General features: G+C 48.5%; 19 protein-coding genes. 15 read left to right on the forward strand and 4 right to left on the reverse strand.

From position 1 onward, the window contains the following. Positions 1-72 precede the first annotated feature (72 nt). From phoU to C7R93_RS27210, 7 genes are all read left to right on the forward strand, one after another. Positions 73-729 (forward strand): phosphate signaling complex protein PhoU, encoded by a 657-nt coding sequence (gene phoU / locus C7R93_RS27175; protein WP_106841714.1) that lies wholly within the window; start codon positions 73-75, stop codon positions 727-729. A 146-nt stretch (positions 730-875) separates the two neighbouring features. Further along, positions 876-1964: a PRK06851 family protein gene (locus C7R93_RS27180; RefSeq protein WP_106841715.1), complete on the forward strand. Its 1089-nt coding sequence runs from the start codon at positions 876-878 to the stop codon at positions 1962-1964. Positions 1965-2056: 92 nt separating this feature from the next. Further along, complete coding sequence (locus C7R93_RS27185; protein ID WP_106841716.1) at positions 2057-3001, forward strand: VanW family protein; 945 nt, start codon at positions 2057-2059, stop codon at positions 2999-3001. 671 nt (positions 3002-3672) lie between these two features. Then, complete coding sequence (locus C7R93_RS27195) at positions 3673-4101, forward strand: MarR family winged helix-turn-helix transcriptional regulator (RefSeq protein ID WP_106841717.1); 429 nt, start codon at positions 3673-3675, stop codon at positions 4099-4101. A gap of 9 nt (positions 4102-4110) precedes the next feature. Next, the gene (locus C7R93_RS27200; protein WP_106841718.1) at positions 4111-4770 is read left to right on the forward strand and encodes an HlyD family secretion protein; all 660 of its coding nucleotides are present in this window, start codon (positions 4111-4113) and stop codon (positions 4768-4770) included. 6 nt (positions 4771-4776) lie between these two features. Continuing rightward, the gene (locus C7R93_RS27205; protein WP_106841719.1) at positions 4777-6006 is read left to right on the forward strand and encodes an efflux RND transporter periplasmic adaptor subunit; all 1230 of its coding nucleotides are present in this window, start codon (positions 4777-4779) and stop codon (positions 6004-6006) included. 15 nt (positions 6007-6021) lie between these two features. Next, a complete protein-coding gene (locus C7R93_RS27210; RefSeq protein WP_106841720.1) occupies positions 6022-7596 on the forward strand; it encodes a DHA2 family efflux MFS transporter permease subunit in 1575 nt (524 codons plus the stop codon). Between the two features lie 61 nt (positions 7597-7657). Here C7R93_RS27210 and C7R93_RS30105 read toward each other — a convergent pair whose 3' ends face one another. Next, positions 7658-7798, reverse strand: coding sequence for a hypothetical protein (locus C7R93_RS30105; RefSeq protein ID WP_158264053.1), 141 nt, complete (start codon positions 7796-7798; stop codon positions 7658-7660). Beyond that, positions 7761-8705 (reverse strand): DMT family transporter, encoded by a 945-nt coding sequence (locus tag C7R93_RS27215; RefSeq protein WP_106841721.1) that lies wholly within the window; start codon positions 8703-8705, stop codon positions 7761-7763. The genes C7R93_RS30105 and C7R93_RS27215 overlap by 38 nt, the downstream gene beginning before the upstream one ends. Before the next feature lie 130 nt (positions 8706-8835). On the opposite strand from C7R93_RS27215, the gene C7R93_RS27220 reads away from it, so the two are divergent. Then, positions 8836-9579, forward strand: a complete 744-nt coding sequence (locus C7R93_RS27220; protein WP_106841722.1) for an N-acetylmuramoyl-L-alanine amidase family protein — start codon at positions 8836-8838, stop codon at positions 9577-9579. On the opposite strand, the gene C7R93_RS27225 is transcribed toward C7R93_RS27220, so the two are convergent. Further along, positions 9550-10362 (reverse strand): divergent polysaccharide deacetylase family protein, encoded by an 813-nt coding sequence (locus C7R93_RS27225; RefSeq protein ID WP_106841723.1) that lies wholly within the window; start codon positions 10360-10362, stop codon positions 9550-9552. The genes C7R93_RS27220 and C7R93_RS27225 overlap by 30 nt on opposite strands. A gap of 111 nt (positions 10363-10473) precedes the next feature. Between C7R93_RS27225 and polA the strand changes: the two genes are divergently transcribed. The 5 genes from polA to C7R93_RS27250 all read left to right on the forward strand — a co-directional run bounded on the left by polA (position 10474) and on the right by C7R93_RS27250 (position 16495). Further along, entirely contained in the window at positions 10474-13122 is a 2649-nt protein-coding gene (gene polA, locus C7R93_RS27230) for a DNA polymerase I (protein WP_106841724.1), read from the forward strand. Positions 13123-13170: 48 nt separating this feature from the next. Further along, positions 13171-14001, forward strand: coding sequence for a DNA-formamidopyrimidine glycosylase (gene mutM / locus C7R93_RS27235; protein WP_106841725.1), 831 nt, complete (start codon positions 13171-13173; stop codon positions 13999-14001). 102 nt (positions 14002-14103) lie between these two features. Continuing rightward, positions 14104-14712 carry a dephospho-CoA kinase gene (coaE, locus tag C7R93_RS27240; RefSeq protein ID WP_106841726.1) on the forward strand — a complete coding sequence of 203 codons (609 nt, stop codon included), beginning with the start codon at positions 14104-14106 and terminating at the stop codon, positions 14710-14712. Further along, the gene (locus C7R93_RS27245; RefSeq protein ID WP_106841727.1) at positions 14709-15272 is read left to right on the forward strand and encodes a lytic transglycosylase domain-containing protein; all 564 of its coding nucleotides are present in this window, start codon (positions 14709-14711) and stop codon (positions 15270-15272) included. Before coaE ends, C7R93_RS27245 begins: the two co-directional genes overlap by 4 nt. A gap of 176 nt (positions 15273-15448) precedes the next feature. Further along, positions 15449-16495, forward strand: a complete 1047-nt coding sequence (locus tag C7R93_RS27250; RefSeq protein WP_106841728.1) for a glyceraldehyde-3-phosphate dehydrogenase — start codon at positions 15449-15451, stop codon at positions 16493-16495. Between the two features lie 62 nt (positions 16496-16557). Here C7R93_RS27250 and C7R93_RS27255 read toward each other — a convergent pair whose 3' ends face one another. Continuing rightward, positions 16558-17691: an HD-GYP domain-containing protein gene (locus C7R93_RS27255; RefSeq protein WP_106841729.1), complete on the reverse strand. Its 1134-nt coding sequence runs from the start codon at positions 17689-17691 to the stop codon at positions 16558-16560. 137 nt (positions 17692-17828) lie between these two features. Here C7R93_RS27255 and nrdR point away from each other — a divergent pair, with 137 nt between their 5' ends. Continuing rightward, entirely contained in the window at positions 17829-18308 is a 480-nt protein-coding gene (gene nrdR / locus C7R93_RS27260; protein ID WP_106841730.1) for a transcriptional regulator NrdR, read from the forward strand. A gap of 154 nt (positions 18309-18462) precedes the next feature. Beyond that, entirely contained in the window at positions 18463-19902 is a 1440-nt protein-coding gene (locus C7R93_RS27265) for a replication initiation and membrane attachment family protein (RefSeq protein WP_106841731.1), read from the forward strand. Position 19903: the final 1 nt, after the last annotated feature.

Consider the following 19903-nt stretch of genomic DNA (forward strand, 5'->3'; position numbering starts at 1 on the left):
GTAGCTTTACTTCTACGCTACAATCGCCTTGTACCATTTGACATGTCAGACAAAAGAAGGGGGAAGAGGGAAATGTCACGGCACGCTTTTGAAGAACAGCAGGATGTACTGCACCGTAAGCTCATGACGATGGGCACATTGGTGGAAGAAGCCATTCATAAATCGATTAAGAGTCTGGTTGAGCGGGATGCTGAACTGGCTGAACAGGTTATCGCAAGCGATCCTGTGATCAATGAGTTGGAGCAAGAAATACAGAGCGATTGCTTCCGTCTCATTGCACTGCAGCAGCCAGTCGGAGGTGACTTGCGACGCCTGGGAACAATGTTGAAGCTGGTGACGGATTTGGAGCGAATGGGTGATCATGCCGTTTCCATTGCCAAGACGACCCGACGCTTGATGGCGGATCCGTATGTGAAACCGCTCATCGATATTCCGATGATGGCTGATCACGTCAAGGCTATGGTGCGTGATTGCTTAAATGCGTATATTGCACGCAACAAAGACGCGGCAGAAGAGATTGCCGCACGCGACGACATTGTTGATAAGCTGTACTCCACGATTTTCCATGACCTGATTGAATTGATGACGAAAAACAGTCAGGCCATTTCACAAGGAACGCATTTGCTCTTGGTCGCGCAATATTTGGAACGGATTGCCGATCATGTCACGAACATTTGCGAGTGGATTATTTATATGTCTACTGGTAAAATGACGGATTTGAATAAATAATACCCGATTGACAAAAAGCCGCTGTGAGCTATGAATAATAGCTTGCAGCGGTTTTTCTATCCTTGTAGACAGACGCCTATTTCTCTGGTTGTGCATACAATACATCGTTCCAATTGCAGCGAGAAGATGTACAGGAGGGAAAGGCAATGACGAAAAAAGTGCGCCATATATATGCCGCAGGGAATACTGCGCGAGGATACAAAACGTTTTATGACTCCGTATTGGAAGGCTTGGAGCGCGTTTATATTTTGACAGGGACAGTGGAAGGAATTACATCACCATTGATCGAGTCGATTGGCAATCAAATGGCACGAAAAACAAACGAAGTGGAGTGGATTCATTCCCCTTTTGTGAACGGACAGTTTGATGGTGTCATATTTCCTCAATATAAAGTAGCAATCATGGATGGCAGCTATCCGCGCATGTGGAGGCCGGCTTCTCCTGGCGTAACTGAAATTCAGGTCAATTTGCAGGCGATGGTAGATGTTGATCAGCTCGTGGATTACAAAGACCGGATAGCTGCCTGGTACGAAGAGATTTTTAGCAAGAGCGAAGAGGCTTATCAAGCTTTTGGCGAAGCACTCCACATCCATGATGAGTGGGAAGCCCCTTATATTGAAAACCTGAACAGGGAAGAAGCCAATCGCGTCACCGAAGAAGTCGTCGCGTTATTCTTCGGGGAGGAGCAGTTAGAGAAGAAAGCAAAGGTTCGGCGCATGTACTTGGGGGCAGCCACTCCACAAGGACCTGTCGATCATATTATGAAGCTGACAGACCAATTGGAGAAGCGCTACTTCATCAAGGGCAGACCAGGCTCTGGCAAGTCGACTATGCTGAAAAAGCTGGTAAAGGAGGCCCAAACACGTGGTTTTGATGTGGAAGTGTACCACTGTGGGTTGGACCCGCACAGCCTCGATATGGTAATTGTACCCGAGAAGAGCCTCGCTATTTTTGACAGCACCGCTCCGCATGAGTATTTTCCTAGCAAAGACACAGATGAGGTCATTGATATGTACGCACGCGCGATTACCCCTGGAACCGATGAAGTATATGAAGAGGAATTAATGGATATCAAGGTAAGATATACCCAAAAAATAAAAGAGGCCACAGCCAATCTTGTCGCAGCCAAGGAGCTCCGTGATCAGTTAAACAACACGTATCAGGAAGCTGTTGACCAGCAGCGTTTAAAGGCTGTCTCGCAAGCACTTGTAAGCAGACTGACAAAGATGGGCTAATCGTATTCAGAACGTAGAATGAAACCCGTTCGACTGCTCATACTACAATAACGGAAGATGATCGTTGTTGGAGAATGGAGGTGAGCAGCCGGATGGGTTTTGCTATGACGTTAGCTCTGTTACTGTTAATCAATCCCCTCGACCCTACGAATTTTTTGCAGATAGAGATGGAGGACAGGACGGTAGCTATTCTCGATCGGGCTGATTATTCTCTTCCCTTTGATGGCGTTCCCATGGTTGATGACAGTAAGCTTGCGCGAGTGGTGGAGGAGTTAGCGAAAAAAGCATACATCGAGCCGATCAATGCGACGATTAATAACGCTGGGGCCATCCTTCCGGAAACCAAGGGAAGAAGGCTAGATGACCTGGCATTTCGTTCACGTTTTTACGATTATTTTTACGGTACGGGAGCCGCAAACATGAATGTCAGCTACAAAGAGGTATTCCCGAAGGTAGACAAGGCTCTCATGAGTCAGGTTCGGAAAAAAAGGATCGGACAATATGCGACCTATTTCAATGCAGGCAACCGGAATCGTGTGCACAATATCAAGCTCGCTTCGCAGGCGATAAACAATTACGTCGTATTGCCAGGAGAAATTTTTTCTTTTAATAAGGTAGTGGGCCAGCGTACGAAAGAAAAAGGGTATTTGCAGGCACCCATCATTGTCAGAGGAGAGCTGTCGGAAGGCATCGGGGGAGGAATCTGCCAAGTATCGTCTACCTTATTCAATGCGGTAGACAAGGCAGGTCTGCACATTTTGCAGCGCTATTCTCACAGCCGAAACGTAGCGTATGTACCCCCAGGCCGTGATGCAACAGTGAGCTGGTACGGTCCTGATTTTGTGTTTCAAAACAAATACGCCTATCCTGTCTTGATCCGCGCGATCGCGGGTAACGGAAGCATGTACGTGACCGTTCACTCTTTTCCTGAGATTGAGCATGAGCCACGAAATGTACCAAGTGTACGCCGCACGACCCCTGAGGAGGCACCGGATGCGCCATCTATTTTGAATGAAAATGAACCGACAATCCCTTAGAGATAAAAAAATGGGGATGTCGGTTTTTCGTTTTGGTACGAGGTTGCGGTGGGAGAAGAATTTTTCCAGTCTAGGCTCAGTGCTCCGTCCCTCAGGAAGTTTGGACTGCCCGCTTCGAAGGGATTAGCGGGGAACCGCAAAAGTGGTAGCCGCTTCGTAGCGCGGGCATGTTGCGTTTCTTTTGCCCGCTAATCCCTTCTCCGCTCGGTAGGACTCCACAAGTCGCTACGTCTGGAAATATTCTTCTCTAGCGTAACTGATTACGTTCTTCAATCTTTTAAGGCTTTAAAACCCGTATAACACTGACAGCTCGTAGAGGAAACAGGAGAAAACAGCGAAGATCTTAGGGACGCCGACCGAGACGGAATGCAAAAAGCGAAACACGCCCTTAAGCGTCCACCTCTGAAACACATCCTGAAGATACCACTTTGGACGCGGTTTCGCTTTTTGCATGGAGTCGGGCAGTCAATCCCACGGCGGGTGGCCCTAGAAGCTGGAGCGTTTTCTCCTGTTTCCGCCCCACCACTACAGCCCGCCCAACCCATGCTTTAAAAAGGTTGCCTAGTTAAAGTTTAACCTAAAGAAATAGTTGTCAAGGAAAGAAAAACATCGTATAGTTTTCATGTGCTAAAATTTCGTGTGCGAAATATTACTTAAGAAAGGAGTGCGCTATGAATAAACCATTACATATTCGGGACTTGTTGAAACGGCTGAACAAGACATTTGGTTCAATGGCCACAAAAGAACTGTCCCAATATGGTGTGACTGTCCCGCAGCTAATGGTCATTCGTGAAATACACCCTGATCCGAAGACGATTGGTCAAATAAGCAAGGCCGTAGATTTATCGTATAGTACCGTCTCTGGAATCATTGATCGTTTGGAAAGAGAGCAACTCGTAGAGCGTGTGCGTGATGAGAACGACCGCCGTGTTGTCTGGATTCGTAAAACAGAGAAGATTAAAGAGCTGTTCGAAAAGGTTGATTTTTTCTCAGAGAACTTTTACAAGCGTATTTTCCATGGACTTTCCGATGAGGATTTAGACATCATTATTCAATCAATGGAAACATTGATTGCGAAACTAGAAGACCGAGAAAGTTGAGGAGAAACCATGAAGCGAAAACTGGTTTTGTATGTCATTTTGCTCCTGTTCGTGGCAGGTGGTGGAGGAATCGGTTACTACTATTGGTATCAAGGTGCACATTATGTGACCACACAAGATGCTCGGATTGCGGGAGACATTTATCGGGTCATGCCCAAAATGACAGGCAAACTGACCGGATTCGCTGTCAAAGAAGGCGACACCGTTATAGCGGACCAAATCGTAGGGCAGCAAGATACAGCCAACGTAGCAACGACAATGCTGGAAAACAGTGTGTTACGTTCCCCCATTACAGGTACCGTGATTAAAACGCAAGCAAAAGAGGGAGAGATTGTTTCGACAGGGCAATCGGTAGCTCTCGTGATGGACGAAAGCAAATTGTACATCTCCGCCAATTTGGAAGAGACTGAGATCGAACGGTTGAAGCTCGGCCAAAAAGTCGATTTTACGTTGGACGCTTACCCAGGTAAGGAATTGGGGGGGCACTTGATGGAGATTGGAAAGGCGACGAATTCTACATTTTCCTTGATGCCTGCGACCAATACGAGCGGGAACTTCACCAAGATAACCCAGCGTATCCCGATCAAAATCGCTATAGATGACACAGCAGGTCTGGACCTCGTTGCCGGATTGAACGCCGAGATCAAAGTGCACGTGAAGGAGATGTAATCAAGCATGAAAAAGACAGCACAATGGAAAACAATCGCTGCAGTCATGGCGGCCGTTTCGCTGATTACGGCGGGCTGTAGTGAGACATCTTCTGCATCGCAAGCGAGCGAAAGCGTTCCTATCGTGAAGACGTGGAAGGTGACCGCTGCTTCTAGAGGTGTCATCGCCAATGGTAAGGTGGCAGCATCTGAGGAGATCCAAGTCGTCTCTAAAGTATCTGGAAAAGCAGCTAGCGTGAAGGTAAAAGAAGGCGCAATCGTCAAGCAAGGTGATGTTCTGGTCACGCTGGAGGCAGCTGATTATCAGCAGCAGATCAACCAGGCACAGGCAGCCATTGCAGGCGCCGAGGCAAAGCTGAGAGATACAAAAGCAGGTGCACGCAATGAGCAATTGACGCAGCTTGCAAGTATTGTCACTCAGGCAGAAGCCAGCCTGAAGGTGGTCGAGAGCAACTACAATCGGATGAAAGCATTGTTTGATGCAGGCGCATTGTCCCAAGCGGAGTTGGAGAAATCTTCGCTGGATTTGGAAAAGGCACGCACAGGTCTTGAACAGGCGCAAGCCCAATACGATCTGGCAAAAGCAGGTCCAACAGCTGACACGGTAGCAGCTCTGCAAGCAGAAGTAAGTCGTTTGGGTTCCAATCTGGAGCTGGCGAAAAGCAATTATGACAATACCATTATTCGTGCGCCAATCACAGGTATCGTCGCCAAGCGCTCAGTTGATCCGGGAGAAATGGCAGTAGCGGGGACACCTCTGATGGTGCTTGTGAATATGGCAGATGTCAAAGTAGAAGCAAGTGTGCCTGAAAACCAAATCAACCAAGTGAAGGTCGGCTCTACGGTTGATGTCAAGGTAGGCAGTCTGGGTGGGAAAGTGCTGAAAGGTACCGTTGAATTTGTCTCCCCGATTTCGGATGCCAACAGCAGTTCTTTCCCAGTTAAAGTGAAGGTAAATAATCAGGACGGCTTGCTACGCGCAGGGATGGTAGCAGAGGTCATGCTCCAAGGCCAGGCGACGCCAGGAACAAAATTGCCGACATCAGCCGTGCTGGAAAAAGACAGCAAGCATTACGTCTATACTGTAAACGAAAACGTTGTACACCAGGTGGAAGTTGCGGTGGAGAATGCAAGCGGCGACTGGACAACTGTCACGAATGGCGTCAAAGACAATGATCAAATTGTGCTGAACCCGACAGACAAACTGTCCGAGGGCAGTAAGGTGATCGCAAACTAACGGGGGTGATGACACATGGCGGAAGCGGTGGCACACCGAGAGGAGAAAAGCGGGAACGGCGGCATGTGGCTGTCTCTTCTCGCAATCCTCTCAGGAACCTTCGTTGCGATTCTGAACAATAGTTTGATTAACGTTGCCCTGCCAGCCATGGTCAATATTTTTGGTTCGACCACAGAGACCATGCAGTGGGTATTGACAGGATATATGCTGGCAAACGCCGTCATGATTCCGATGAGTGGCTCATTGTCCGCCAAATTCGGGGCGAAAAAAATATTTGTACTCTCCTTATCCGCGTTTACTTTTTCGTCCATCCTTTGTGCCATGGCGTGGAGTGACTCTTCGCTCATTGCCTTTCGCGTCGTGCAAGGTGTAAGTGGGGGGATGATCATGCCAATCGGGATGTCGATGATTTACATGATCGTTCCGCGTGAAAAGATCGGTATGGCATTGGGGATATTCGGGATTGCTTCCATGACAGCCCCTGCGCTTGGCCCGACATTGGGTGGGTATCTCATCGAATTTTTAAGCTGGCAATTTCTTTTTCTGGTCGGTGTACCCTTTGGTATTTTTGCGGTGATCATGAGTATCGTTCTGCTCAAGGAAACACCGAAAAAGCCAGAGTTGAAGTTCGACTTCTTGGGAGCATTTCTCGCCATCGTCGGTTTCGGGACGCTGCTGCTCGCCTTAAGTAAAGGGCAAGCAGAGGGCTGGACCTCCTTTTTCATTGTCAGTCTGCTTTTCATTGCAGTAATGAGCTTAATCCTGTTTGTTTGGGTGGAGCTGGGCAAGCAAAGTCCGCTGCTCGATTTGCGGCTTTTGAAGATTCCTACCTTCACTATTAGCATTTTGACTTCCGGCTTCGTTATGATGGGGATGATGGGCGGTATCTTCCTGATGCCGATTTTCCTCCAAAACATTCAGGGATTGACCGCCATGGAGTCAGGAATCTTGCTGATGCCGCAATCGATTGCCATGGCGATCATGATGCCAATCAGCGGAAAGCTGATGGATAAATACGGGATCGGGCCGATTGGGTTGATCGGCTTGACCATCATGAGCATCACGACGTATGAACTGCACAATTTATCTGCTGACAGTATGCACTCGTGGATCGATATGATTTTGACCATTCGTGGGATTGGAATCGGATTGTGCATGATGACACTATCTACAGTAGGGATGAACGCCGTTCCGCGTGCAAGTGTGGGGGATGCCTCTCCGCTGTCCAACGTTTTGCGTCAGGTCATGAGTTCGTTTGCCATTGCGATTTTGACCGTGATCATGCAGGCGCGTCAAAATTTCCACATGGCGTCGATCTCTGACAACTTGAATACGGATATGGCGATGCAGTTTATCAGTGGCATTTCAGGAATGTATGCCCAAGTAGGGGTAGATGCGGCGAGTGCGACAGGAGGAGCCAGCGCGATATTGTATGGAATGATGGCAAAAGAATCGTTGGTCCAAGGTATCGGGGATACTTTCCTCGTCTCGGTTATCCCGATTGTCCTCTCGATTCCACTTCTGTACTTCTTGCATAAAAAGCCGAAAAAAAATCAAGTGGTGCCAGCAACCGAGAAGGCAACAGCCTAATAGCAAGGGGCAATTCCGTAAGTCTTGTCAAAGACTTCTTGGGAATTGCCCCTTTTGCCTGTTAGGACATCACTTTAAATAACCAGTACAAAATTCGTCCTACGATGTAGCCGAGTAGAATTGTCCAGCCAATCTTCGCCCAAATACTCAGTCCCTTGACGAATTCACGCAAGCTTTTTCGGTTCTCCGGTTGCTTGTTCAATGGAGGACACTCCTTTAGCAGGTTGGTTAAAACGAATGAACACATAAATACCAGCGATAATGATCAAGCCGCCGATCCATTGAGGAGTCGTTACCACTTCGCCCAAGATGAAGTAAGCGAGAATCGCGGTCCCGATCGGTTCTCCCAAAATCCCCATAGATATTGTCGTCGTATTAAGCCATTTAATGATCCAGTTGAAAATAGAATGACCAAGCAAGGTCGGGAACAGGGCGAGACAGAAGAACCAGCCCCAATCGGCCGCAGGGTAACCGACGAGCGAATACCCGAGAGCAAGATCATAGGCGACTAGAATCATGCTGGTGGCCGTATAGACCACGAGTGTATAGGCAAAGGAGGACATATGCTGACGAACATATTGCCCGACCAGCCAGTAGCCTGTCACGGTGACAGCTCCCATCAATGCGAGGAAATCTCCCCACAGAGCCATGCCACCTACTTGAAAGTCTCCCCAGCCAATCACGAAGCTTCCCGCAATCGCCAGCAAGCCGCCGGATAGAGCCAGAAATCGAACTTTTTCACCAAAAAAGAAATAGCCGCCGATGAATGCAAATAATGGCTGTAACGTAACGAGCACAGTAGAACTGGCTACAGACGTGTAGTTTAGTGATTCAAACCACAAGAGAAAGTGGCTAGCCAAAAAGGCTCCGGATAAAATACAGAGTAGCCACACTTTTTTGGGCATTTTTCCAATCTCTGCGATGGCACCACGATTCCAGAATAAAAAAGGAAGCGTTAAGAGAACGGAGAAAATCAGGCGATACGTAGCGATAATCGGAGCCGGTGCATCCGATAGCTTCACAAAGATCGCAGAAGAGGAAATGGCGATCACCCCGATTAAGAGAGCCAAATACGGGGGGAATGACGGTTTCTCCAAAGATTGATTCATCAGTACACCTTCTTATGCGGGTAAGGTCATGTTTCATTATTGTAATTGTACAGTTGGATTAAAAAATTCACAATGTTATGTGTACCTCACGGCTTGAAAGGTTTCTTTTCAATCCGGTTATCCTACTGGCATGAGAAACTTACTGGCTATTTTCCGTATCGCTGCATTTATGCTTATCCTCATTTGTATCCCGACACGAAGCGAAGCATTGCCGTTCACCCCGTTTCACATTTTGATTGATGTTGGTCATGGAGGTGTAGATTCGGGCACTTCTTATGGAGATTTGCACGAGAAAGACATCAATCTGCAAATTGCCAAACGACTGTACCAACAATTGACAGCAGCGGGATACACCGTTGCTTTGAATCGGCACAAGGATGTTGCCCTAAGCGATGACAATCGTTGGTTGGACAATCGATCCCGGCATATACGTGACCTTGCACAGCGCAAAAATTTGGCAAAAGAAATCGGACCGCAGATGATGCTCAGCTTGCATGTAAACTGGTCGCCCAGTCCTCGGCGTAGGGGCGCGATTATTTTGCATCAAAACACAGAAGAAAGCTATCTATTGGCAGAGCTGCTGCAAAACTCGCTGAACAAGCTCACAGGAACAATCGAAAAGCCAGTCAAGGGCAAGACGTACTACATGCTCCGTCATAACTACTGTCCGTCTGTCATCGTGGAGATGGGCTTTATCAGCAACGCGCAGGACCGCGAAATGTTGACGAATCCCAAAGCACAAGAAAAAATCGCTCAGGCCATAACAGAAGCCGTGAGCGAATACGTACAGTTGTCGGGAAATAAGAAAACGGAGGCGAGCGTTGAGGAGAGCTGGTGGCGAAAATTAATGAGCAGTTTGCTGGATAAGCTTTGAAATGGTTACAAACTCGGCCTCCTTCTGAATTCGCGGGATGTACTGGCGCAGAACGGAGGCTGTTTTCTTGCCAGGAGGCCCAACGTGACCAATCGCGATACAGATCGGATGATTGTGGATTCGTTTGCAGACAAGCTCCATTTGCTTCGTGATATGCGGGACAGAGTATACGTCATCGAGAAAAATTTGATTCACGGCATGGGGCACACCCATTTCAGCTGCGACTTTCCCCGCCACGCTTTTATCAGTGGTCTTGCTATCCAGATAAATGAGCCCACGCTCCTTGACGACCTTCATGATGATGCGCATGATTCGCTCGTCAGCCGTTATTTTTGAGCCCATATGGTTGTTCATGCCAATCGCATGTGGCACATCGTCAATCGCTTTCTCAATGCGACTGCGAATCTCATCGTCGGACAGATCAGCAGTAATGGCTCCAGGACCGAGCCAGGAGCGTTTTCCTTTCATCGGCTCCATCGGCATGTGAACGAGTACATCATGTCCTTTTTGATGGGCGAGCTCGGCATCCTGCTTCGTGCTGGGCAGAAACGGCATGACGGCAACAGTTAGTGGGACTGGCATCGATAATATTTCTTCCGTTCCTTGCATGTTGTTTCCGAAATCGTCAATGACAAATGCCATCAGCTTTTTGACGGCGGGTGTGGGGACTGGATTGGGGTTTGCCGTCACTGGAATCGCCCCTAGGGAAAGAAATAGCGTAAGCAAGAGCGGAATCAATTTCCTCCAATACAAAGGATCACCTTCCTTGTCCATTTTTTTCATAGTCTGTTCAATCACCTTGTTCTTTACCCGCCATATCTACGGCTTGGCTTTGATGTTTGCCCTATGTTACGATTAAAGATAGTAGTTTTGTAACGAGAGGGGTCGAATTCCTTGAGTCATTTTGTGTTGATTGATGGAAACAGTGTTGCGAACCGGGCGTTTTATGCGCTCCCTTTGTTGTCCACATCGGCAGGGCTGCATACGAACGCAGTGCTGGGCTTTACGACTATGCTGTTAAAAGTGTTGGAGGAAATGAAGCCAACGCATATTATGGTTGCTTTTGACGCGGGAAAAGTCGTGTTTCGCCATAGCGAGTATGCAGAGTACAAAGGGGGACGCAGCAAAACTCCGCCGGAGCTATCTGAACAGTTTCCACTGATTCGGGAGCTGTTGGATGCCTTCTCAATCAAACGCTTCGAGCTGGAAGGCTACGAGGCGGATGACATTATCGGTACGTTGACGAAGCAGGCTGATGAGCAAGATTGGAAAACGACTGTCATTACCGGAGACAAAGATATGCTGCAGCTCGTGTCAGAGCATGTATCTGTCGCTTTGACGCGCAAGGGAGTCAGCGAAATCGAGATGTACACTCCGCAAGAAATTCACGAAAAGTACGGCCTTGAGCCGCTGCAAATAATTGATCTGAAAGGCTTGATGGGTGATTCGTCCGACAACATTCCAGGTGTCCCTGGTGTCGGCGAGAAAACAGCTCTGAAGCTGCTGCACGAATACGGCTCTGTCGAGCAAGTACTGGAAAACATCGATAAAGTCTCGGGCAAAAAGTTGCAAGAGAACCTGCGTGAGAATGTAGACAAGGCGAACATGAGTAAAGCTTTGGCAACCATTTTGCGTGAAGCGCCTGTGGAGCTGGATGTGCAAGAGACTGGCTATGAAGGCTATGATGGCGTGCCTCTCAGCGAGTTCTTTAAAAAGATGGAGTTCAAATCGCTCTTGTCCAAGATCAAAGTGGCTCAGCCAGCAGATGGAAGCGGACAAGCAGACGCCAAGCCGTTTTCGTTTGAGATGATTTCAGAGGAAAACAAAACGGCGTATGAATCAAAGCTGACGTCGCAAATGGCTCTCTACATCGAAATGGACGGGGATAACTATCATCATGCGCCATTCATAGGGGTTGGACTGGCAGCAGAAGATACGGTGATGTTCGTTCCGTGGGACGTAGCCAAGGAATGGAAGGCGCTCTGTGAGTGGCTGGCTGATCCGGCGAAGGAGAAGTGGGTATTTGACGGCAAGCGAGATACGGTTGGACTCGCCTGGCATGATTTGGCGATAAAAGGCATCAGCTTTGATGTGTACCTCGCTTCTTACCTGCTAAATGCAGCTGAGAGCAACCCGACCTTGGATAGCATTGCGGCACAGTACGCACAGACACGGGTATTGCCAGATGAAGAGGTGTACGGCAAGGGTGCCAAGCGTCTTGTTCCTGAAATGGACGTGTTGAGCGTACATGTGGCACATAAAGCGGCAGCAATCTGGCAGAGCGTGCCTGTCTTGCGCGAGCAGCTGGCGGAAAACGAAATGGAAAAGCTACTCGGTGAATTGGAAGCCCCGCTGAGTATGGTACTGGCTCTCATGGAGAAGCAAGGAATAAAGGTAAATAGTGAGCGCCTCGTGCAAATGGGAGAAGACTTGGATAAAAAGCTCGCGGGTCTGACAGATCAGATTTACGAGCTAGCAGGAGATTCATTCAACATCAACTCACCGAAGCAATTGGGTGAAATTTTGTTTGACCGCTTGTCTCTGCCTGTATTGAAAAAGACCAAAACAGGACCTTCTACCAGTGCGGATGTATTGGAGAAGCTCGCACCTTATCATCCGATCATCGATGCGATCCTGACCTTCCGTCAGCTTGGCAAGCTCCGCTCTACGTACATTGAGGGCTTGACCAAGGAAATCCATACGAAGACGAGCAAGGTGCACACGCTTTACAACCAGGCGACTACGGCGACAGGGCGCCTGTCCAGTACAGACCCGAATCTGCAAAATATCCCGATCCGCATGGAAGAAGGACGCAAGATTCGTGAGGCGTTCATCCCTTCAGAGGATGGCTGGTACATGCTGGCGGCCGACTATTCCCAGATTGAGCTACGGATTTTGGCGCACATTTCGCAAGACGAGAATTTGATTGATGCCTTCCAAAAAGGAATGGATATTCATACCCGTACCGCCATGGACGTATTCGGTGTGAGTGAGGAAGAAGTGACCTCGCTGATGCGCCGTCAGGCCAAAGCGGTCAACTTCGGGATCGTATATGGCATCAGCGACTACGGTCTGTCGCAAAACCTCAATATTACCCGCAAAGAAGCAGGGGACTTCATTGAGCGCTACTTCGATGTCTTCTCCGGTGTGAAGCGATGGATGGATGAGATCGTTCAGCAGGCGAAGGCGGATGGCTATGTGACGACCTTGTTGAACCGCCGTCGCTACCTGCCTGATATTCGCAGCAGCAACTTTAACCTGCGTTCGTTTGCCGAGCGTACCGCGATGAACACGCCGATCCAGGGTACTGCTGCCGATGTGATCAAGCTGGCGATGATTCGCATGCAGGAGGCAATCGAGGAGAAAGGTCTCGCTAGCCGCATGCTTTTGCAGGTGCACGATGAGCTTGTATTTGAAGTACCAGAAAATGAGCTTGAGGTCATGCGCAAGCTAGTACCAGAAGTGATGGAGAGTGCGTTGTCCCTCAATGTGCCACTCAAGGTGGACGTCAGTGACGGACGTACCTGGTATGATGCGAAGTAGGCATACCTAGACCATAAAGATGGATAGACAGCGAGAGGAGGAGGGCATATGCCAGAATTGCCGGAGGTAGAAACCGTCGTACGGACTCTGCGTGGCTTGGTCATGGGAAAAACGATTGAGAGAGTAAGTGTTCATTTGGCGCGTATTGTGCGTCAGCCAGATGACGTGGAAGCTTTCAAAGCTCTCTTGGTGGGACAAACCATCCATGATATCCAACGGCGGGCAAAATTCATTCAGTTTTTCTTAAACGAGGACGTGCTTGTGTCCCATCTGCGCATGGAAGGGCGCTATGGCGTGTATCAGGGGGATGATCCCATTGAGAAGCATACCCATGTCGTCTTCCATTTTACGGACGGAACGGAGCTGCGTTATCGGGATGTTCGCCAGTTCGGGACAATGGATCTATTCCCTAAGGGGAAGGAAACAACTGTCGGGCCTTTGGCAAAACTGGGAGTAGAACCGCTAGATAAGAGTTTTACTCCTGAAGTTTTGGGGAAATTGTTAAAAGGACGATCAACAAAAATTAAGCCGCTTCTCCTAAACCAGGAATGTATTGTTGGACTGGGGAATATTTATGTGGACGAGTCACTCTTTAAAGCAGGCATTCATCCGGAGAAACCGGCAGGAAAGCTGACAGATAAAGAAGTCATCCGACTGCACGAAAGTATCGTCTCTACCTTGCAAGAAGCGGTAGAACAAGGGGGCAGCTCCATCAAGTCGTATGTAAACGGACAGGGCGAGATGGGAATGTTCCAGCAATCTCTATTAGTTTATGGACGAAAAGATGAGGCGTGCACGAAGTGCGGGGCCGAAATCGTTCGGTTTGTAGTCGGCGGCAGAGGGACACATATTTGTCCTACCTGCCAAAAGAACCAGTAGTGAACGTTTCTTTTGGCGACCGCAAGCGTTCATCGTATTTTCATGAAAAACTTCGAGAAGTTTTTCACAAAGCAGATATAACATTTCGACCGAGGGAGGAGGATGGGCATGATACTAGGGTTAACAGGCGGAATTGCCACTGGGAAAAGCACGGTGACAGGTATGCTTCGAGAGCGCGGGATTCCTGTCATTGACGCTGACCAGATCGCCAGAGAGGTCGTAGAACCAGGTAAACTGGCCTATGAAGCGATCGTGCGCCATTTTGGACGAGAAATCCTATTGGAAGACGGTCAGATTGATCGGAAAAAACTAGGTGAGATCGTGTTTTCGGACGAGTCTGAGCGTCAAAAGCTGAACGCCATTGTCCATCCCGAGGTACGCCGCGTTATGCGGGAAGAGGCCGAAGCAGCGGAAGCGCATGGAGCCGAGATCGTCTTTATGGACATTCCTCTGCTGTATGAGAGCAAGCTTACACATATGGTAGAAAAAATCGTGGTCGTCTATGCGCCCTACGAGATGCAACTGGCGAGAATGCTGGAGCGCGACGAATTGGAAGAAGAACAAGCACGTAAAAGACTGCGGGCGCAGTTTCCTATTGATCAGAAGAAGCGGGAAGCAGACTTTCTGATCGATAATTCAGGTTCGCGTGAAGAAACCGAGCGTCAAGTGGAGGCGGTATTGGCCGCGATTCGATCGGAGCGTCAATCATGAGTTTTGGCAAGCGTGCAGCATTGATCCTGCTCGTTTTGGTGAGCATATTTCTGCTGCTAAACACGCCATTGGTGTGGAAATGGATGTACCCGATTAAATATGAGCAACAGATTGTGACAGCTGCACTAAAATATGAGGTGGACCCTCATTTGGTATTAGCCGTCATTCGTTCCGAGAGTGGGTTTGCGACAGATCGCGTTTCGAAAAAAGGTGCAGTAGGGCTCATGCAAATCATGCCGGAAACAGCGGAGTGGATCGTCAAGGAGGCAGGCTTCCGTCCTAAGGACAGCCAATACTTGTACGACCCTGTCATGAACATCGAGATTGGGACATGGTATCTCGATTTTTTGCTGTCCCGCTATGATGGGGATATCGTCAAAGTCATTGCAGCCTACAACGCAGGTCCTGGAAAAGTAAACGGATGGCTTGCGAGTGAGCAATGGAACGGACAACGAGAGATGATTGAGGACATTCCATACGGAGAGACCCGTCAATATGTCCAGCGTGTGCTCTATTATCATGATCGTTACAAAAATATTTACGACTTTCAATTGCGTTAAAAAAACATGAAAAGCCGCTTCTCTTGCTGACAAGAGGGCGGCTTTTTCCTCTTTTTTTGGGTAGGGTAAATCGTCCAAATATTTATTTTTCAGTAAAACACATTGATAATTGTGTCATACTTATTATAATAAAAGTATCAGATAAGCGTAACTCAATTCGAGAGGGGTTTCTATATATGACAATTAAAATCGGTATTAATGGTTTCGGACGTATTGGCCGCATGGTATTCCGCCGCGCTATTCAGGACCCCAACATTGAAATCGTTGCAATCAATGCCAGCTATCCAGCGGAGACGCTTGCACATTTGTTGAAATATGACACGATTCACGGACGCCTGCAAAATAAAGTAGAAGTCCAAGACAACAAGATTATCGTAGACGGAAAAGCAACGGTCGTATTGTCTGACCGTGATCCGCTGAAACTGCCTTGGGGCGACCTCGGAGTGGAGATCGTAGTAGAAGCTACAGGCAAGTTCAACAATCGTGAAGGCGCTGGCAAGCACCTGCAAAGCGGTGCGAAAAAGGTTGTCATTACAGCACCAGCAAAAGAAGAAGACGTAACGATTGTGATGGGTGTAAACGAAGGCATCTACGACCATGCTAACCACCACATTATCTCCAATGCTTCTTGCACGACCAACTGTCTCGCTCCAGTGGCGAAAGTTCTCAATGAAGCATTCGGAATCGAGCAAGGTCTTATGACTACGATTCACTCGTTTACTAACGATCAGGTGAATCTCGACAATCCGCATAAAGACCTTCGTCGTGCACGTGCAGCTAGCGAGTCCATCATTCCAACGACTACCGGAGCTGCTCGTGCAGTAGGTAAGGTTCTGCCAGAATTGAATGGCAAGCTGAATGGTTTTTCACTTCGCGTACCGACTCCAAACGTTTCCGTTGTGGATTTGGTGATCAACACGAAGAAGCCTGTTACATTGGACGAAGTAAACCGTGTCCTGCGTGAAGCGAGCGAAGGCAGCATGAAAGGTTACCTCGAGTTCTGCGACGAGCCGCTCGTATCCAGCGATTTCAATGGCAACGATCACTCCTCGATCATCGACGGTCTGTCTACGATGGTAATGGGAGACAATCAAGTGAAAGTGATTGCTTGGTACGATAACGAGTGGGGCTACTCCTGCCGTGTCGTAGACCTGGTTCGCCACGTATCTGAGCAGCACAATCAAGTTGTAACTAAAGAAGCAGCTGCTGTTGGTGTAAAATAAGCAGCATAAACAAAACCCCTTTGCCGAATTTCGAGCAAAGGGGTTTTTCGTTGCTTCGTATGTTACGATGAGGAAGAAGAATCTTCTAATGAGTTCACGTTAAACAGATCATCATCTTCAAAGCCGACAATAAACAGACGGATGTTCGTCTTGAGATCGAGGTCATAAGGGCTAGGGACGTCGTTTCCTCGGCCGTCTCTTATCACACGTACAGTAGGACGATGCGAATAGTCTGGATCAACCCGACTTACTACCCCGACTTCTCCGGTATTCAAAACAACGCTGCTTCCGAGCGGGAAGATGGCAATGTGCTTGATAAAGGCATTTACTAGATGATGCTCGAACAGCGTACCGCCAGCTCCAAACAGGTATTCCACAGCATCTTGTGGCATGTACCGCTTGCGCCATGGACGTGGGGAAGTCAAGGAGTCATAGATATCACAGAGGCCGACGATTTGTGCGAATTCGTGTATTTGCTTGCCAGATAACCCCTGTGGATAGCCACTTCCATTTAGCCGTTCATGGTGCTGTAGGCAGACGTGGGCGGACAAAAGCGAGATGTCATGCTGCTTTCGCAACAAATTGAAGCCAAGCATCGTATGCTCTTTGGCGATTTCCTTCTCTTCGTCCGTCCAACGCTCTGTTTTTAGCAACAGCTCTTCTGGCAGGTTTACCTTGCCGATATCGTGTAGCATGGCACCTACGCCTAAGTTTATGAGCTGTGTGCGATTGTAGCCCAGTGACATGCCCACAGCCGTCGCCAGCACAGCCACATTCACAGAATGATGGTACAAGGATGGCGAATGAGTGGAGATCGTTGTCAAATGCCCAACCATTTGCTTGTTTTGCATCAGGTCGTCCAAAATCGAACTAAAGGCACGCTGAAAATGAAGGCCCATTTCTTTTAAGGAGATTTTCCGGGCCAGCTTGTTTGAGTTTGTAATTTGTTTGATCGTCTTTTCGATAGCTTCCACAGCTACTTGCCTGGTTTGTGGGCGAATCACTTCTTCCACAACGATGTCATTGGTACGGGGATCATCGATATATACCGAATCAACACCAGCTCGCTCTAATCCGGAAATGAGTCGTTCCGTTAATTGCATACCGGTTCCAAGCAGCACCTTTCCATCTTCTGTGAAGACCGTACGTCCCAATTTCATTCCAGGCTGTATGTGCCTTAAAGATACTAAACGCATGACTATCCCTCCAACAGTACCATAATTGTACTCCATTCGACTTATGCTTTAAATAGGTACAAGGATTGACTTGACTTATGACGGGAAGATGAGGGACACTGTAGACAAGTATTGTCAGTATTGGAGTTGATTCTGATATGCGTTGTCCATTTTGCGAATATAATGGGACTAGAGTCCTGGATTCACGTCCTTTCAATCATAATAAATCCATTCGTCGTCGCCGTGAATGCGAAGCCTGCGAGCGCCGTTTTACTACCTTTGAAATGGTAGAAGAAACCCCTTTGTTAATTGTGAAAAAGGAAGGAACGCGCGAAGAATTCAGTCGAGACAAGATATTGCGCGGGCTGGTTCGTGCTTGCGAAAAGCGTCCCGTACCATTGGAAGTGCTTGAAAATGTAGTGAACGACATTGAAAAAGAATTGCGCAGCTGCGGGCAAGCAGAGATCCCGAGCAATGACGTTGGGGAGAAGGTCATGGAGCGTTTATACCATGTCGATGAGGTAGCCTATGTACGTTTCGCCTCTGTATACCGCCAATTCAAAGATATCAATGTATTTATGAAAGAGCTGGAGGAGCTTTTGGCTCAAGCACGCAATAGCTCGTTTCCAAAAGAATAGATAAGCTTTTTGATGCTAGACTCGCAACTTCTCTCCCACGCTCTTGCGGCCGATCCGCCAGGGCTTCTTTGGCTTTCCAGCTGATTTTTCCGCGAATGAATGGGTAGTCGTGCTATAATAAAAGAATCGAATTTTGTCAGGAAGGAAAGATCTGATGCGTCGTTTAGTTTGGAACGAGTTGTTGCCGAAGGATCGTTATCTGGTGCGGATGGCAAGACCGATTGGCTTCGCCGAAATGGGCTTTGTTACGCAGCTTTATTTGCCGATCATCGGTGTCGAATCGTACGCTCTCTACCAACTGCTCGTCCATGGCGTGCAGGAGGTGAGCGGAGCCTCCTCAGAGGGGACCCATCGCAGTTTGATGCTGACGACTTCGCTTTCTCTGGATCGGCTATTGGATGCGCGTGAACGCCTGGAGGCAATCGGCCTAGTCGAGGTGCGCCGCAGGGAAAATCAGCAGCGTGACTATTTTTACGAGTACTTGATCAAACCGCCGCTCAGTCCGGCAGAGTTTTTTGCAGACTATGTATTGTCGTTGATGTTGTTAAACAAAATCGAAAACGTTCGCTATTCGCAACTGCGCCAGCATTATGCAGATACGCTTGGCAGTCAGTTGGATCAAGAATACTCCATTGTGGAAAACGTTACGAAAGACTTCCATGATGTTTTCCAGTCGTTGAAACCATCGGAGCTGGAAGTGAAAAAAGGATCGGAGCGGGATCAGTTTTTAACCGAGATGGACACCAATTTCCCGCAAGCGCAAATGAAATCTGGCTACGAGGCACAAGTCAACCATTCGCTGAGTGTATCATCCTTGCGCCTGTACTTGCCGGATAATGCCGACTCGGCCAAAGTTTTGGAAGGCAAGAGCATGGAGCTGTTGTTCTCGCTTTGCCATTTCTATCAGCTAGACAGCTGGGGGATGGGGCAGGAGCTGCGTGATTGGACGCTGTACAAGTCGGATCGGAGTCTGGACGGAGAAGTTTTACGCAAGCGTTTGGTACAACGCTATACGGAAGACAAGCTGTACCGAACGGCGCCCGCAACTGACACGGCAGAGGATGGCTGGGGACCTGGTCGCTTGCCTGAGCCTGGCAGTGAAGCCTTTATCCGTGCTTGTCGCCAGCTATCTCCGGTGACCTTGTTGGAAAAGGTCGTTGGTGGCAGAATCAGCAAGGTGTTTTTGGAACGGGCAGAAACGCTTGTATTTGCAGATGGGATGCAGCCAGATGTCGTCAATGCGCTGCTGCTTCATACGCTAGCGAGCATGCAAATGGAGCTGCCAAAAGCGTACATGGAGACGATTCGTGACAGCTGGAAAGCCAAGCGGATCGCAACAGTCGACGAGGCAGTCAAGCAGATCCTCGAACGTGCGGATCAACGGGCACAAACAGCCGAGAAGGCAAAAACGAGCAAGAAGGAATCTGCCCCTGTCAGACGGAATGGTCGAGCCATCTTGCAGGACAAGCTGCCGGCATCTGTCGAGTGGCAGCTGTCACAGGAGAAAACCGCATCGGACGCTGAAAAGAAACAGTCCATTCAGGATTTTCCAGACTTGCAGAAAAGACTGGAAACCTTGCGAAAACGGAAATAAG

The organism is Brevibacillus fortis (assembly GCF_003013395.1).
Taxonomy (GTDB): Bacteria; Bacillota; Bacilli; order Brevibacillales; family Brevibacillaceae; genus Brevibacillus; species Brevibacillus fortis.